15 protein-coding genes are annotated in these 13,548 nt (G+C 69.9%); 8 read left to right on the top strand and 7 right to left on the bottom strand.

All coding sequences use genetic code 11. The annotated features are described in order from the left end of the window. The first annotated feature begins 129 nt into the window (after nucleotides 1-129). The 5 genes from rpsA (at nucleotide 130) to ABT114_RS14750 (ending at nucleotide 5,695) form a co-directional block, all read left to right on the top strand. A complete protein-coding gene (gene rpsA, locus ABT114_RS14770) occupies nucleotides 130-1,623 on the top strand; it encodes a 30S ribosomal protein S1 (protein ID WP_351142370.1) in 1,494 nt (497 codons plus the stop codon). 295 nt (nucleotides 1,624-1,918) lie between these two features. After that, on the top strand, nucleotides 1,919-3,445 hold the full coding sequence (locus ABT114_RS14765; protein WP_502988331.1) for a flavin monoamine oxidase family protein: 1,527 nt from the start codon (nucleotides 1,919-1,921) through the stop codon (nucleotides 3,443-3,445). 124 nt (nucleotides 3,446-3,569) lie between these two features. Next, a complete protein-coding gene (locus tag ABT114_RS14760; protein WP_351142366.1) occupies nucleotides 3,570-4,508 on the top strand; it encodes a PAC2 family protein in 939 nt (312 codons plus the stop codon). Nucleotides 4,509-4,643: 135 nt separating this feature from the next. Then, nucleotides 4,644-5,264, top strand: a complete 621-nt coding sequence (gene coaE / locus ABT114_RS14755) for a dephospho-CoA kinase (protein ID WP_351142364.1) — start codon at nucleotides 4,644-4,646, stop codon at nucleotides 5,262-5,264. A 50-nt stretch (nucleotides 5,265-5,314) separates the two neighbouring features. Next, nucleotides 5,315-5,695: a tetratricopeptide repeat protein gene (locus ABT114_RS14750; protein ID WP_162469890.1), complete on the top strand. Its 381-nt coding sequence runs from the start codon at nucleotides 5,315-5,317 to the stop codon at nucleotides 5,693-5,695. Between the two features lie 15 nt (nucleotides 5,696-5,710). Here ABT114_RS14750 and ABT114_RS14745 read toward each other — a convergent pair whose 3' ends face one another. Beyond that, entirely contained in the window at nucleotides 5,711-5,977 is a 267-nt protein-coding gene (locus ABT114_RS14745; protein WP_351142362.1) for a DUF6343 family protein, read from the bottom strand. Between the two features lie 77 nt (nucleotides 5,978-6,054). On the opposite strand from ABT114_RS14745, the gene ABT114_RS14740 reads away from it, so the two are divergent. Continuing rightward, nucleotides 6,055-6,966, top strand: a complete 912-nt coding sequence (locus ABT114_RS14740) for an acyltransferase domain-containing protein (RefSeq protein ID WP_351142360.1) — start codon at nucleotides 6,055-6,057, stop codon at nucleotides 6,964-6,966. A gap of 74 nt (nucleotides 6,967-7,040) precedes the next feature. Here the strand turns inward: ABT114_RS14740 and ABT114_RS14735 are convergent, their stop codons facing one another. Beyond that, nucleotides 7,041-7,619, bottom strand: coding sequence for an RNA-binding S4 domain-containing protein (locus ABT114_RS14735; protein WP_351142358.1), 579 nt, complete (start codon nucleotides 7,617-7,619; stop codon nucleotides 7,041-7,043). Between the two features lie 88 nt (nucleotides 7,620-7,707). Here ABT114_RS14735 and ABT114_RS14730 point away from each other — a divergent pair, with 88 nt between their 5' ends. Both ABT114_RS14730 and pip read left to right on the top strand, forming a co-directional pair. After that, the gene (locus ABT114_RS14730) at nucleotides 7,708-8,397 is read left to right on the top strand and encodes a uracil-DNA glycosylase (protein ID WP_351142355.1); all 690 of its coding nucleotides are present in this window, start codon (nucleotides 7,708-7,710) and stop codon (nucleotides 8,395-8,397) included. Nucleotides 8,398-8,435: 38 nt separating this feature from the next. Beyond that, complete coding sequence (gene pip / locus ABT114_RS14725) at nucleotides 8,436-9,410, top strand: prolyl aminopeptidase (protein WP_351142353.1); 975 nt, start codon at nucleotides 8,436-8,438, stop codon at nucleotides 9,408-9,410. A gap of 116 nt (nucleotides 9,411-9,526) precedes the next feature. Here the strand turns inward: pip and ABT114_RS14720 are convergent, their stop codons facing one another. The 5 genes from ABT114_RS14720 to ABT114_RS14700 all read right to left on the bottom strand — a co-directional run bounded on the left by ABT114_RS14720 (nucleotide 9,527) and on the right by ABT114_RS14700 (nucleotide 13,545). Continuing rightward, nucleotides 9,527-9,982, bottom strand: a complete 456-nt coding sequence (locus ABT114_RS14720; protein WP_351142351.1) for a GNAT family N-acetyltransferase — start codon at nucleotides 9,980-9,982, stop codon at nucleotides 9,527-9,529. Continuing rightward, nucleotides 9,979-10,386 (bottom strand): RidA family protein, encoded by a 408-nt coding sequence (locus ABT114_RS14715; protein WP_351142349.1) that lies wholly within the window; start codon nucleotides 10,384-10,386, stop codon nucleotides 9,979-9,981. Before ABT114_RS14715 ends, ABT114_RS14720 begins: the two co-directional genes overlap by 4 nt. Before the next feature lie 450 nt (nucleotides 10,387-10,836). Beyond that, nucleotides 10,837-11,403, bottom strand: coding sequence for an IS607 family transposase (locus tag ABT114_RS14710; protein ID WP_351143002.1), 567 nt, complete (start codon nucleotides 11,401-11,403; stop codon nucleotides 10,837-10,839). 123 nt (nucleotides 11,404-11,526) lie between these two features. Then, a complete protein-coding gene (locus tag ABT114_RS14705; RefSeq protein ID WP_351142347.1) occupies nucleotides 11,527-12,426 on the bottom strand; it encodes a helix-turn-helix transcriptional regulator in 900 nt (299 codons plus the stop codon). Nucleotides 12,427-13,212: 786 nt separating this feature from the next. Further along, a complete protein-coding gene (locus tag ABT114_RS14700; RefSeq protein WP_351142345.1) occupies nucleotides 13,213-13,545 on the bottom strand; it encodes a CU044_2847 family protein in 333 nt (110 codons plus the stop codon). Nucleotides 13,546-13,548: the final 3 nt, after the last annotated feature.

Here is a 13,548-nt window from a genome sequence, read left to right as displayed (position 1 = left end):
GGTTTTCGAGGCGCCACCAGAGTTTTTCGGTGTGGCGCTTCCTTGGCTGTCCGGCTTCTTCAGAGCGACACGGGCTCCCGGCGTAGCAGTACCTACGACTTCAATGTCCGTACCGGAGCCCTTTCCCACATGACGAGCAGCACCGAGACCACCGCCACCACCCCGCAGGTTGCGGTCAACGACATCGGTAACGAGGAAGCCTTCCTCGCCGCGATCGACGAGACGATCAAGTACTTCAACGACGGCGACATCGTCGACGGCGTCATCGTGAAGGTCGACCGGGACGAGGTCCTGCTCGACATCGGTTACAAGACCGAAGGTGTCATCCCGAGCCGAGAGCTCTCGATCAAGCACGACGTCGACCCGAACGAGGTCGTCAAGGTCGGCGACGAGATCGAGGCCCTTGTCCTTCAGAAGGAGGACAAGGAAGGCCGCCTGATCCTCTCGAAGAAGCGCGCCCAGTACGAGCGTGCCTGGGGCACCATCGAGAAGATCAAGGAAGAGGACGGCATCGTCACCGGTACCGTCATCGAGGTCGTCAAGGGTGGTCTCATCCTCGACATCGGCCTCCGTGGCTTCCTGCCGGCCTCCCTCGTCGAGATGCGCCGCGTTCGCGACCTCCAGCCCTACGTGGGCAAGGAGCTCGAGGCCAAGATCATCGAGCTGGACAAGAACCGCAACAACGTGGTCCTGTCCCGCCGTGCCTGGCTGGAGCAGACCCAGTCCGAGGTCCGCCAGACGTTCCTCACGACCCTCCAGAAGGGTCAGGTCCGCTCCGGTGTGGTCTCCTCGATCGTCAACTTCGGTGCCTTCGTGGACCTGGGTGGCGTCGACGGCCTGGTCCACGTCTCCGAGCTGTCCTGGAAGCACATCGACCACCCCTCCGAGGTTGTCGAGGTCGGCCAGGAAGTCACCGTCGAGGTCCTCGACGTCGACATGGACCGTGAGCGCGTCTCCCTGTCGCTGAAGGCGACCCAGGAAGACCCGTGGCAGCAGTTCGCCCGTACCCACCAGATCGGCCAGGTCGTTCCGGGTAAGGTCACGAAGCTGGTTCCGTTCGGTGCGTTCGTCCGCGTGGACGAGGGCATCGAGGGTCTGGTCCACATCTCCGAGCTGGCCGAGCGCCACGTGGAGATCCCGGAGCAGGTCGTCCAGGTCAACGACGAGATCTTCGTCAAGGTCATCGACATCGACCTCGAGCGTCGTCGCATCAGCCTCTCGCTGAAGCAGGCCAACGAGGCCTTCGGTGCCGACCCGGCCTCGGTCGAGTTCGACCCGACGCTGTACGGCATGGCCGCGTCGTACGACGACCAGGGCAACTACATCTACCCCGAGGGCTTCGACCCCGAGACCAACGACTGGCTCGAGGGCTACGAGACCCAGCGCGAGGCGTGGGAGCACCAGTACGCCGAGGCGCAGCAGCGCTTCGAGCAGCACCAGGCTCAGGTCATCAAGTCCCGCGAGGCCGACGAGGCCGCTGCCGCCGAGGGCGGCGAGGCTGCGGCTCCGGCTGCTGCCGGTGGCGGTTCGTACTCCTCCGAGGGCGCCGACACCTCCGGCGCGCTGGCCTCGGACGAGGCGCTTGCCGCGCTGCGCGAGAAGCTGGCCGGCGGCCAGAGCTGATCGCTGAGCAGTAGCTAGCTCTCTGCTGAGGGCCCGCACCCACCCGGGTGCGGGCCCTCAGTGCGTCTGCCCGTCGGCGCCGGATACTGCCGGCGTCCAGCCCGCTGGATGTGTGCGGGCGCAGAAACATGTGCGATACACGAAAAGCTGACGGGCCGTAACCAGCCATTGGGAGGCTTCCCCGGTCGTTCAAGATCGAGAGGGGAGCCCAGTCATGGCACAGCTTCAGAGCGGGCCCGGTACGAGTCGGCGTTCGTTCTTGCGCAACGTGGGTCTCACCGGGGGCGCCGGCGCCATGTTCGCGACCATGGGGGCCCTCGGCCTCGCCCCCACGGCGCAGGCCGCCCAACGCGAACAGCCCTTCCGCGCCCTCAGCGCGAGCGACTTCACGCTCACCGGCCGCGCTGCCGCGAAGGTCGTCATCGTCGGTGGCGGCATCGCCGGACTCGCCGCTGCATACGAACTCGGCAAGGCGGGCTACGACTGTACGGTCCTGGAGGCCAGAGACCGCACCGGCGGCCGCAACTTCACCGTGCGCGGCGGTGACACGACGGTCGACCTCAGCGGCACCAAGCAGACCGCCCAGTTCGCCGATGGCCACTACATGAACTGCGGCCCCGCCCGCATCCCGCAGTGGATGATCACCCTCGACTACTGCCGGGAACTCGGCGTTCCCATCGAGGTGTTCACCAACGTCAACGCCGACGCGTACATCTACAACGAGTCGACCGGCATGACGAAGCCGATGCGGTACCGGACCGCGAAGGCCGATGTATACGGCTATGTTTCCGAGTTGCTCGCCAAGGCCACCAACAAGGGCGCACTCGACAAGGAGTTGACGGCCACCGACCAGGAGAAGCTCATCGAGTTCCTCACGGGCTGGGGCGAACTCGGTGACAAGCTGACGTACGAAGGCGGCTCGAACCGCGGCTACACCACCTGGCCGGCCGCCGCCGGGACCCCGGGCGTGCTGCGCGGCGACATACCCACCGTCTCCGAGACCTTCGGCAGCGCCGTCGGCCGGTACTTCTCCTTCGAGTTCGAATTCGACCAGGCCATGCTGATGTTCCAGCCGGTCGGCGGCATGGACCAGATACCGAAGGCGCTGACCAGGGCGATAGGCGCCGACCGCATCCGTACCGGGGCGGTCGTCTCGAAGATCACCGACAAGGGGAACGGCGTCTCCGTCACCTACACCCAGGGCGGCCGTACGAAGGTCGTCGACGCCGACTACTGCATCGGGGCCCTCCCGCCCAACATCCTCGCCAAGATCCCGCACAACCTGGGCTCCGGGGTGCAGAGCGCGCTGGAGGCGATCACCCCGTCGTCCGCGGCCAAGATCGGCCTGGAGTACAAGTCCCGCTGGTGGGAGCTGGACCACAACATCTACGGCGGCATCACCGAGACCGACCAGGACGTCACCCACATCTGGCACCCGTCGTACGGCTTCCACGGTGAGCGGGGCGTCCTCATCGGGTACTACAACTACGGCAGCGACGCGGACTCCTACGCCGCGCTCACGCCGAAGCAGCGCGAGGAACGGGCGGTGGCCGCGGGCGTGAAGATCTACGGCGAGAAGTACCGCACCGAACTCGCGTCCTCCTTCTCCCATCACTGGCGTCAGACGCCTCACTTGGAGGCCGCCTGGCACGACACCCCGGGCGGGCCCGACGACCCCCGCTACAAGCCGCTCAACGAGCCCACCGGACGCGTCCTCTTCGCCGGCGACTGGCTCAGCTACATGGACGCCTGGCAGCACGGCGCGTTCTCGTCCGCCCGCAAGGCGGTGACCGCTCTGCACACGCGCGTGATGTCGGCCTAGGACGGCAACAGGGGGTAGTGGAGCATGAGAAGGCAGTGAGAGCTACCTGATCAGGGGCGCGGGCCGGGAATGCCCGCGCCCCTGATGACGTTGTGCAGTACGAACACGAGGAGGAGCGGTCCAAGTGCTTGATCCGCAGGGTTTGTACGCATGGGAGCCGAAGGGGCTGGCCGTCGTCGACATGGCGCTGGCCCAGGAGTCGGCCGGACTTGTCATGCTCTACCACTTCGACGGATACATCGACGCGGGTGAGACCGGCGACCAGATCGTCGACCGGCTGCTCGACTCGCTGCCCCACCAGGTCGTGGCCCGCTTCGACCACGACCGGCTCGTCGACTACCGGGCCCGCCGCCCGCTGCTGACCTTCCGCCGCGACGAGTGGACCGACTACGACGAGCCCGCCATCGACGTGCGGCTCGTCCAGGACGCCACCGGAGCGCCCTTCCTGCTGCTGTCCGGTCCCGAGCCGGACGTGGAGTGGGAGCGCTTCGCCGCCGCCGTCCAGCAGATCGTGGAGCGGCTCGGCGTCCGCCTGTCCGTGAACTTCCACGGCATCCCCATGGGCGTCCCGCACACCCGCCCCGTGGGCCTCACCCCGCACGGCAACCGCACGGACCTCGTCCCGGGCCACCACAGCCCGTTCGACGAGGCGCAGGTGCCGGGCAGCGCCGCGGCGCTCGTCGAGTACCGGCTCATCGAGGGCGGGCACGACGTCCTGGGTGTCGCCGCGCACGTGCCGCACTACATCGCCCGCTCCGCGTACCCGGACGCGGCGCTGACCGTCCTGGAGTCCGTCACGGCCGCCACCGGCCTGGTCCTCCCCGGCGTCGCGCACGCCCTGCGCACGGACGCGCACCGTACGCAGACGGAGATCGACCGGCAGATCCAGGAGGGCGACGAGGAGCTCACCTCCCTGGTCCAGGGCCTGGAGCACCAGTACGACGCGGCCGCGGGCGCCGAGACCCGGGGCAACATGCTCGCCGATCCCGTCGACATCCCGTCGGCGGACGAGATCGGGCGAGAGTTCGAGAAGTTCCTGGCGGAGCGGGAGGGCGACAACTGATCCGATACGCTGCCGGATGACCGCGCCCCACCCGTCTCCGCCGACGCGGAGGTGATCCGGTGGGTCTGACCGGCGGCATCGGAGTCGGCAAGTTGTCCCCGCGGCAGCGGGGTTCGTGGAGGTGGTGGCGCGGTCATGCTGTCCGTGGGCCTGACCGGTGGCATCGGTGCCGGTAAGAGCGAGGTGTCGCGGCTGCTTGTCGAGCGCGGGGCCGTACTGATCGACGCGGACCGTATCGCGCGGGAGGTCGTCGCGCCGGGAACTCCCGGACTCGCGGCGGTCGCCGACGCCTTCGGCGAGGAGGTGCTCGCCGAGGACGGCAGCCTCGACCGGCCCAGGCTCGGCTCGATCGTCTTCGCCGACCCGGAGAAGCTCGCCGTCCTGAACTCGATCGTCCACCCCTTGGTCGGTGCCCGCTCCCGCGAGCTGGAGAGCGCCGCCGCCGAGGACTCCGTCGTCATCCACGACGTCCCGCTCCTCGCCGAGAACAGCCTCGCGCCGCTCTACGACGTCGTGGTCGTCGTCGACGCGAGCCCCGAGACCCAGCTCGACCGGCTCGTACGGCTGCGGGGCATGACCGAGGAGGAGGCCCGCGCGCGCATGGCCGCCCAGGCGACCCGAGAGAAGCGCCTGGAGATCGCCGACGTCGTCATCGACAACGACGTTCCGCTGGCCGAACTGGAGCGGCGCGTTCGGGAGGTATGGGCGGATCTGGTGCGCAGAGCGCAGGCGCCGCAGGAGCAGACCGAGGAATAGGAGTACCCGGTCCGGGCGTTGAACCCTTCCAGCGAGGGAAGGAATTTCGCGTGCCCGAAACCAGCGGTTCGACCGGACGTACTCCGGAGACGCATGTCATCGACTTCCGTGCCGCGGAGCAGCTGCTCGCCGCGCGGGACCCGCGGGGCGCGGTGAAGCTGCTCGACGGCGTCATCGCGGCGCACCCGGAGAACACCGCCGCCCGCCTGCTGCGCGCGCGAGCCTTCTTCGCGGCCGCGCAACTGCGGCCGGCCGAGCTGGAGTTCACGATCGTCCTGGAGCGCGAGCCGGACAACGCGTTCGCGCATTTCGCGCTCGCCCGCACCTACGAGCGCCAGGGACGGCACGACCAGGCCAAGCGCCACTTCCGCCTGGCCGCCGCGCTGGACCCGAAGCCGCAGTACCTGAAGGCGGCACGCTTCGACTCCTGAGCCTGCCGTCCCCGGTCAGCGAGCGCGGTGCTCCGGCGGCCGGTACGGCGGGATGTCGGGGCCCGGCTGGTAGTGCGGGCCCTGCCTGAGGTGCTTGAGGATCATCGACAGGTCGACGGTGACGACCAGCCACAGCACTCCGCACGCGGCGGCCCAGCCGGGCCGCCCGGCGAGCATGAAGGCGACGGTCCCGAAGACCGTCCAGATCAACCCCCACACGCTCAGCCAGAAGCGCGCCCGCAGTGCACTGCGCGCTGTCACCGGCTCACTGCCCGTACGCATCAGGATCACCACTCCCTCTTGCAAAGTACTCTTCGGTGCGGGCGTTCTCCAGGCGGTCCGCAGAGGGGGTTCACCACGTGCTGCCCGATACCGATGAGCTCGCCGAAGTACTGTCCGACCTCGCCGTACCGCACGAGGACATCAACGAACTCCTGCGGCTGGGCCGACGCGTGGTGGACGATCCGGAGCTGCGGGGTTTCCTGGAGCGGTCCGTCGAGGAGCTCGTCCGGGGGACGGGGGAGATCCGCGGGGGCGCCGACCTGCCCGAGCTCGACTGGGCGCCGGGCGCCCTCCAGCGCTTCTTCCCCCTGTTCGTGCTGGTCGCGGCGCTGCCGTCGGTGCGCGCCCACCACCGTGACCGAGGCATCCCGCACGAGGTCACCCGGCGCACCCTCGCGGACGCCGGCCGTAACATCGCGGCGCACCGCAGGTGGTACGGCAGGGGCGGCATGCTGCGCCCGCGCTGGCTGTCCCTGCACTTCCGCGGCGAGCTGTTCCAGCTGGGGCGGCTGCAGTTCCAGCGCGGCCGGATCGGCTCGTGGACGAGCGGATCCATCGCCGCCGAAGGGCTTCCCCTCGGGCCCGGTGACCCCGCCCTCGGCCTGCACATCCCGGACTTCTCCGGCCCGCTGACCCCTCAGGCCTGCGACCGTTCCCTCGCGCTGGCGCGGGACTTCTTCGCCCGCCACTACCCGGAGGAGCCCTACCAGGTCGTGACCTGCGGCTCCTGGCTGCTCGACCCCCAGCTCAGGAAGTACCTGCCGGAGCGCTCCAACATCGTCCGCTTCCAGCAGCGGTTCCGGCTCAGCCATCTGCCGACGGAGCCGGAGGACATGACACCGGTTCGTTTCGTCTTCGGCACCGGGGACGAGCAGCTGGAGCGGCTGCCGCGCCGTACCCGTCTGGAGCGGGCAGTCGTGGACCACCTCCGGGAGGGCGGCCACTGGTACGTCGGCCACGGCTGGTTCCCCCTGTACGACGCTCCGTGACCGGCCCCCCTTACCAGCCGGTCAACGTGCTGCAACTGGTGCGGCGGCGTCGGGCGTGACGCCGTGGCCCGCGGTCAGCCGGTAGCCGGCGGTGACTGTCCTTCGGGGCGGCCGCCCGGGCCGCGAAGCCCGTTCAGCGCGCGCAGGCGTTCGATCTCGCGGCGGTCCCGCTTGGTGGGGCGCCCGGTGCCCCGGTCGCGGATGCCGGCCGGGGCGACGGCCTCGCGGGGCGGGGGCGGCGGGCTGTTGTCGACGTAGCACTGGACGGCCACCGGGGGGCCTACGCGCTTACGGATGAGACGCCTGACGACGACGATCCGCTCCCGGCCCTCCTGGCGCAGGCGCACCTCGTCGCCGACGCGGACCGAGTGGGCGGGCTTCACGCGCTCGCCGTTCACGCGCACGTGTCCGCCCCGGCAGGCGGTGGCGCCCTGGGAGCGGGTCTTGACCAGGCGTACGGACCAGATCCAGCTGTCGACGCGCACGGACTCGCCGCTCGCGGGTCCGGCCGCCTCGGCGGCGGCGATCGCGGCGGCGGTCTTCGGGTCCGACGCGTTCGTGCTGTCCCCGGGGGCCCCGGCCCCTGTCGTGCCGGTCCCCGCCGCCGTATCGCGTGCGTCCGTCGTCTCGTGGTCCGAGGCCTCAGAAACCATGGTCCCGACTCTAGTCCTCGGGGCCCGGCGGATCCGCCGGGATTTCCCCCTCTGAGGCGGGGCCGTCGCGTAGGTCTACGGTGGGTTCATGGACCGCCTGGCCGCTCTGGACGCCCGTATCACCGGGTGCGCCGCGTGTCCCCGGCTCGTGGAGTGGCGCGAGGAGGTCGCCCGCACCAAGCGCGCCGCCTTCGCCGACTGGACGTACTGGGGACGCCCGGTGCCCGGCTTCGGACCCGCCGACGCGTCGCTCCTGATCGTCGGCCTGGCCCCCGCCGCCCACGGCGGCAACCGTACCGGCCGTATGTTCACCGGCGACCGTTCCGGGGACGTGCTGTACCGGGCACTGTACGACGTGGGTCTCGCCTCGCAGCCCACTTCCGTCGGCGCCGACGACGGCCTGGAGTTGTACGGCGTCCGCGTCACCTCGCCGGTGCACTGCGCCCCACCCGCCAACAAGCCGACGCCCGGGGAACGGGACACCTGCCGGCCGTGGCTCGTCCAGGAGCTGACGTTGCTGCGGCCGACGCTGCGGGCCGTGGTCGTGCTCGGCACGTTCGGCTGGCAGGCGGCGCTGCCCGCCTTCGGCGAGGCGGGCTGGACCGTCCCCCGGCCGCGGCCGGCCTTCGCGCACGGAGCCCGCGTCTCCCTCGACGGGCTGGACCTCTTCGGCTGCTTCCACGTCAGCCAGCGCAACACCTTCACCGGCCGGCTCACTCCCGAGATGCTGCGCGAGGTGCTGCGTACGGCGGCGGAGGCGGCGGGACTCGGGAAATAGGGGCGACGGCGTCGTCGTAGGGACGTTACGGTGCCCCGATGGGCCTGTATCCGGAGATCGAACCGTACGACCATGGCATGCTCGACGTCGGTGACGGCAACCGCGTGTACTGGACGACCTGCGGCAACCCGCACGGCAAGCCGGCGCTGCTGCTGCACGGCGGACCGGGCTCCGGCGCCTCCGCGTACTCCCGCCGCCTCTTCGACCCCGCCGCGTACCGGATCGTGCAGCTCGACCAGCGCGGCTGCGGCCGTTCCACCCCGCACGCGAGCGCGTACGACACCGACATGAGCGTCAACACGACGGCGCACGTCCTGGCAGACCTGGAGCTGCTGCGCCGGCACCTGGGGATCGAGCGGTGGCTGGTGTGGGGCGTGTCGTGGGGGTCGGTGCTCGGGCTGCGGTACGCGCAGACGCACCCCGGGGTGGTGTCCGAGCTGGTGCTGACGGGGGTCGCCACCGGATCGAACGCGGAGGTCGCCCTGCTGACCAGGGGCCTCGGGAAGATCTTCCCTGAGGCCTTCGCACGGTTCCTGGCCGAACTGCCCGAGGACGAGCGCGACGGCAACCTCGCAGCCGCGTACAGCAGGCTGATCGAGTCGCCCGACCCGGCGGTGCGGGAGCGGGCGGCGCGGGCCTGGACCGACTGGGAGACGGCGACGATCCCGGCGCCGCCCCGCTCCGTGGCGCGCTACGAGGACCCGGCCTTCCGCATGGGCTTCGCCCGGACGGTCACGCACTACTGGGGCAACGACCACTTCCTCGGCGAGGCGAACGACGCGGGGAACGGCGAGGGGGTCGTCCTGCGCGACGCGGCCCTGCTGAAGGACATCCCGGGCACCCTGGTCCAGGGCAGCCTTGACTTCGGCAACCTGCTCGGCGTCGTCTGGCGGCTCCATCACGCCTGGCCGGGAAGCGAGTTGGTCGTGGTCGACGACGCCGGGCACGGCACCGGGGATCCGGGCTCGGTGGCGGCACAGATCGCGGCGACGGACACGTACGCGAGGCGCTGAAGGCGGTCGGCGTCCTCCTCCGGGACTGACGACGAGCCGGGCGGGGAGCTTCGCGAAGCCGGTGCCGAAGAGGCGGGTGTGGCCGGCGCCGTCGGACTGACCGGCCTGTGACCGGCTCACGGCCGCCAGACATACCGCACATCGGGCTCCCGTTCCTCGTTGCCACTGCCGTCGGTGCGCTCGACCTCGACGAAGCCATGGCGTTCGTAGAAGCGCTGCGCGGGGCGGTTGACCTGGAATGCCCACAGGGTGAGGCCCGTCGGGCTGAGCTCCTTGGCCAGGGAGACGAAGCGGTCCCCGATGCCCCGCCCCCGCCAATCGGGAGCGAGGTACAGCGCGTTCACCTTCTCCCCGTCGAGGGTCATCATGCCGACCACCGCGCGTGCGCTCTCGTCCGTGGCCTCCGCGACCCAGGTCGTGCCCCGCGGCACCACCACATCCCGGATGTGCGCACGGACCTCGTCGTCGGAGTGGGCCCGCCGCACGCCGGGCAGAGCCGCCGTGTAGGAGCGCAGCCAGACGTCCGCGACGGCGGGGGCATCGGCGGCCGCCGCCCTGCGCAGGGTGATCACAGGTGCTCCGGCACGACGGCGGTGGCCGTGATCTCCACCAGCTGTCCCGTGTACCCCAGGCAGGCCACGCCGATCAGGGTCGACGAGTGCGGGCCGCTGCTGAGCCCGGACGCCTCGACGACGTCCCACACGGCTGAGAGCACGGCGGGCTCGCTGCTCACCACATACACGTCGGTCGACACGACATGTGCCAAGTCGCTGCCCACCGCGCCCAGTTGCTCCCCCAGATTCGCGATCACCTGCTCCGCCTGCCGCACGGGATCCCCCTCGCCGACCAGCTTTCCGCCCGCGTCCAGCGGGACGGACCCGGCGAGGAAGGCGAGCTTCGTGCCCGCCTCGACGACGGAGGCGTGAGAGTAGGTGGGGGGCGGGAAGAGGCTGGGGACGGTGGTGCGCTTGATCATGGAGTCTCCCCAGTGCCGGTTGCCGGTTGGCGGTTGGTGTTCGGCGGTTGGTGGCCGTCCGTCGTCCGTCGTCGGTAAGGGGACAACCCCGCTGATGATGCAGGCCTCGTGGTGCCGCTCGCATCCGAATTTCATTGATAACGCGCGCCACTGACAATCGCGCGTACTGGTCGTGGGTGCCCTTGGTGACCGCGCCCGCCCACCGGGACGACGACTGGGCCGTCAGACCCTGCTTACGGCCCGCCCACGTGTCCTTGTTCCGCTCGAAGCCGGCCCGGGAGTACAGGGCGAGGTCAGAGGCGGCGAGAGTGCCCATGTGGGCGCCGATCAGCCGGATGACCTTGTCATCGGCAGGCGTGAGGTCCTTGAGACGGGTGCGGATCGCGACGCCCGTCGCATCCTGGACCACGAACGGGCCCCGGATCGGACGGAACGGCGTCTTGCGCTCGCTCACTCCGCAGCCGCCTCAAGCGCTTTCTGCGCGCGGTTCCTCGCCGAGCGGCGGCCATACAGACGGGCGCAGAACGAGGTCAACACCTCGGTCATGTCGCGGACCAGGTCATCCTCGACCTCACCCTCGTCAAGAATGACCAATCGGCGACCGTGCGCGGCCAGCGCGGCCTCGACAAGCTCGACGTTCATCCGGCCCAGGCGGTCCTTGTGCTCGACGACCACCGTCGTCACCGACGGGTCGGCCAGCAGACGGCGGACCTTGGCCCGCGAGCCGTTCATGCCCGAGGCGACCTCGGACTCGACGCGCACGACCCGGTGTGCGGCCTTCGCCGCCCACTCCACCAGCCGAGTGGTCTGCCGTTCCAGATCGGCTTTCTGGTCGTAGGAGGAGACCCGGGCATACAGACCCACACCACCGACGACACCGACGGCCTGGTTGGCCTCGACGTTCACCAGGATCGTGCGCGGACCCACCCGCATCGCAGGCACCGGCATCGTTCCCTCACGGAACCAACGCCGCGCGGTCTGCGGATGGATGCCCTGAGCCTTCGCCCACTCGGTCAGATTCCCAAAACCGACCGTAGAGACGTATCACTCGTGCTCGCTAATAAATGCTCATTCCTCACTAGGACGAGTGCAGTTCACACCCCCATGGCGTTTGAGGTCGAGCGGCATGGGGGCGGGACATTAGGCGGCGACCGCGACAGGGGTGGTCGGCGCCACCCTGCCGTTCTCGATCACGAGCAGCAGGTCTTCAACGGTTGCGTCGGGGCCGAGACCCAGGTCCGAAACAGGCCGCGCCCCGGGGATCTCACGGGCCGTGACCGGGGTGAACTGGAGCTGGTTCTCCTTGCTCTGGAAGGCCAGTACGACCCAGGTCTCGTCCTTGCTGATCCGTGCGGCCACGTTGTCGAGCCGGTCGGTCAGGACCGCGCACATCACGGTGACCCGGCGGGGCTCGGCACGCGGGAGCCCGGAAATCATCTGGAGCACACCCGGCCAGGACAGGGTGCCGTCCATCAGCTGGGCGACGGCGGCACGGTCGGGTGTCCGGTCGTCGCGCTGCACGGCGTGCACGAAGTGCCCCAGTGGCAGCCCGTCGTCGAGCGACTGCTGCCAGCGTGGCAGCATGAAGTCGATGTACAGCGCGTCCTCGCGGGTCGTCCCCCGGTCGGCCGGGTTCTCCCCCACCGCCGTGAGCCAGGCGGCCACCTCGGCCCAGCGCCAGACGAGTGAGCGTCCGACCGTGCCCTCGGGCTCCGGGAACGCGTGCGTGCCGGACCGCCTGTCCCCGGTCGCCCACTGCAGTACGTTCTGCCGGGTGCGGCCGGTCCGCTCGGCGATGTCCGGTACACCGACCAGGTCGGGGTCGAGCCTGAGCAGCCGCATCTTCGGCAGCTCCGCCCGCAGCCGCATCACCAGGCGGTGTGCCGCGTCGATGGCACTGTCGCCTTCCTGTGCGACGTCCAGCAGATGTTTGCCACGGTGGCGTGTGAGTAGTCCGTCGAACTCGTCGAAGATGATCCCGACCGCCACGTCGTCGTCCACGTCGATACCGTCCACGACGAAGAGAAACTCGTACTCCATCGAGACCTCCACCCCCCCTGATCGCGCTGACTTCCGGCCGCCGTCCGCCACAGCGAAGTGTTTCGCCAGGGTTCGCCACCCCTGTGAGGGCAGACTTACCCAGCCTCGCCGTGTTGTCAAACGACAACCCCCCCACCCGGGCTACGGCGCGGATCACCCTCCGGGAGCGGGCACAGCTTCGCGCGCCGCGCGATCCTGCGCGCCGCGCGCCCCGGGTTCTGCGCCGTCCCAGGCACAGGGATGGTGAGACACCCTCCCTCGGGGCACGGGCAGTGCAGCCGCCCCCAGTGCCCCTCTTTGCGGAGGGTCCAGCCATCGGCAACGAGCCGCTTGAGGACCTCCCGGATCTCCTTGTCCTGGTGATCCGCCGGTGACACCTCGTGCCCGACCATCGACCGTCTCCCCAACATTCGCGTCTGACACGGACGTTATCCGTCAACTCCGTGTGCGCGAGAGATTACTCCAGGAGACTGACAATCGCCGAAATCGCACGTCAATGCGTCAATTCAGTTGCCCGTTCGGTCAATTGAGTTCGCTGGCGTCGACGCCCCGGCCGTGCGGCAGCAGGCAGCGGATCTCACGCCCCGCGGGGCGGGCACGCCCCTCATCAGCGGTCTGGCCTCCAGGTCATGAGGGGGCACGGTCTGACAGCAGAACTCGAACGGCTTCGGCGGCGATAGTGCTCACCTCCTGGCGGCCGGGGAACCAAGCATTCCCCGGCCCCGTAGCTCCCATCAGGCCCCACAAGGCCCAGGCGCAGGCCCCGCCCCGGGTCACATCCGTTCGTCACGAGCCTGCGGACGGCCCCTCCGCCCCCCTCCACCGCAAGCTGACATCCAGATGCGCACTGGCATGGGCGCTCGCGATCACCGCTCCCAGTTTGCCGTCCAGGACCACGCCGAAGGTGACCTCCACCTCGTCCGGGCGGTGGGCCAGGGCACGGAACTCGTCGATCACTTCGGCGGCGGCCATGGTGATCGGGGTCAGGGCCTGGCGGAGGGTTCTCTCCGCGCTCTCCAGACGGGTTCCGAGGCCGACGGCTCCCGTGCCCGCACGGGCGGGCGGAGCGACGAGGACGACGGTTCCGTCGGAGAGGGTGAACTGGACTGCGTCCGGCATGGG

The sequence above is a fragment of the Streptomyces sp. NPDC002088 genome, from assembly GCF_040296605.1.
GTDB lineage: Bacteria > Actinomycetota > Actinomycetes > Streptomycetales > Streptomycetaceae > Streptomyces.
This window is presented reverse-complemented; position numbering and strand designations above follow the sequence as displayed.

Bases quoted from the DNA above. Each gene is read 5' to 3' on its own strand.
- rpsA (WP_351142370.1), top strand. From the start codon at position 130: ATGACGAGCAGCACCGAGACCACCGCCACCACCCCGCAGGTTGCGGTC.
- ABT114_RS14765 (WP_502988331.1), top strand. From the start codon at position 1,919: ATGTTCGCGACCATGGGGGCCCTCGGCCTCGCCCCCACGGCGCAGGCC.
- coaE (WP_351142364.1), top strand. From the start codon at position 4,644: ATGCTGTCCGTGGGCCTGACCGGTGGCATCGGTGCCGGTAAGAGCGAG.
- ABT114_RS14745 (WP_351142362.1), bottom strand. From the start codon at position 5,977: ATGCGTACGGGCAGTGAGCCGGTGACAGCGCGCAGTGCACTGCGGGCG.
- ABT114_RS14735 (WP_351142358.1), bottom strand. From the start codon at position 7,619: ATGGTTTCTGAGGCCTCGGACCACGAGACGACGGACGCACGCGATACG.
- ABT114_RS14730 (WP_351142355.1), top strand. From the start codon at position 7,708: ATGGACCGCCTGGCCGCTCTGGACGCCCGTATCACCGGGTGCGCCGCG.
- pip (WP_351142353.1), top strand. From the start codon at position 8,436: ATGGGCCTGTATCCGGAGATCGAACCGTACGACCATGGCATGCTCGAC.
- ABT114_RS14715 (WP_351142349.1), bottom strand. From the start codon at position 10,386: ATGATCAAGCGCACCACCGTCCCCAGCCTCTTCCCGCCCCCCACCTAC.
- ABT114_RS14705 (WP_351142347.1), bottom strand. From the start codon at position 12,426: ATGGAGTACGAGTTTCTCTTCGTCGTGGACGGTATCGACGTGGACGAC.
- ABT114_RS14700 (WP_351142345.1), bottom strand. From the start codon at position 13,545: ATGCCGGACGCAGTCCAGTTCACCCTCTCCGACGGAACCGTCGTCCTC.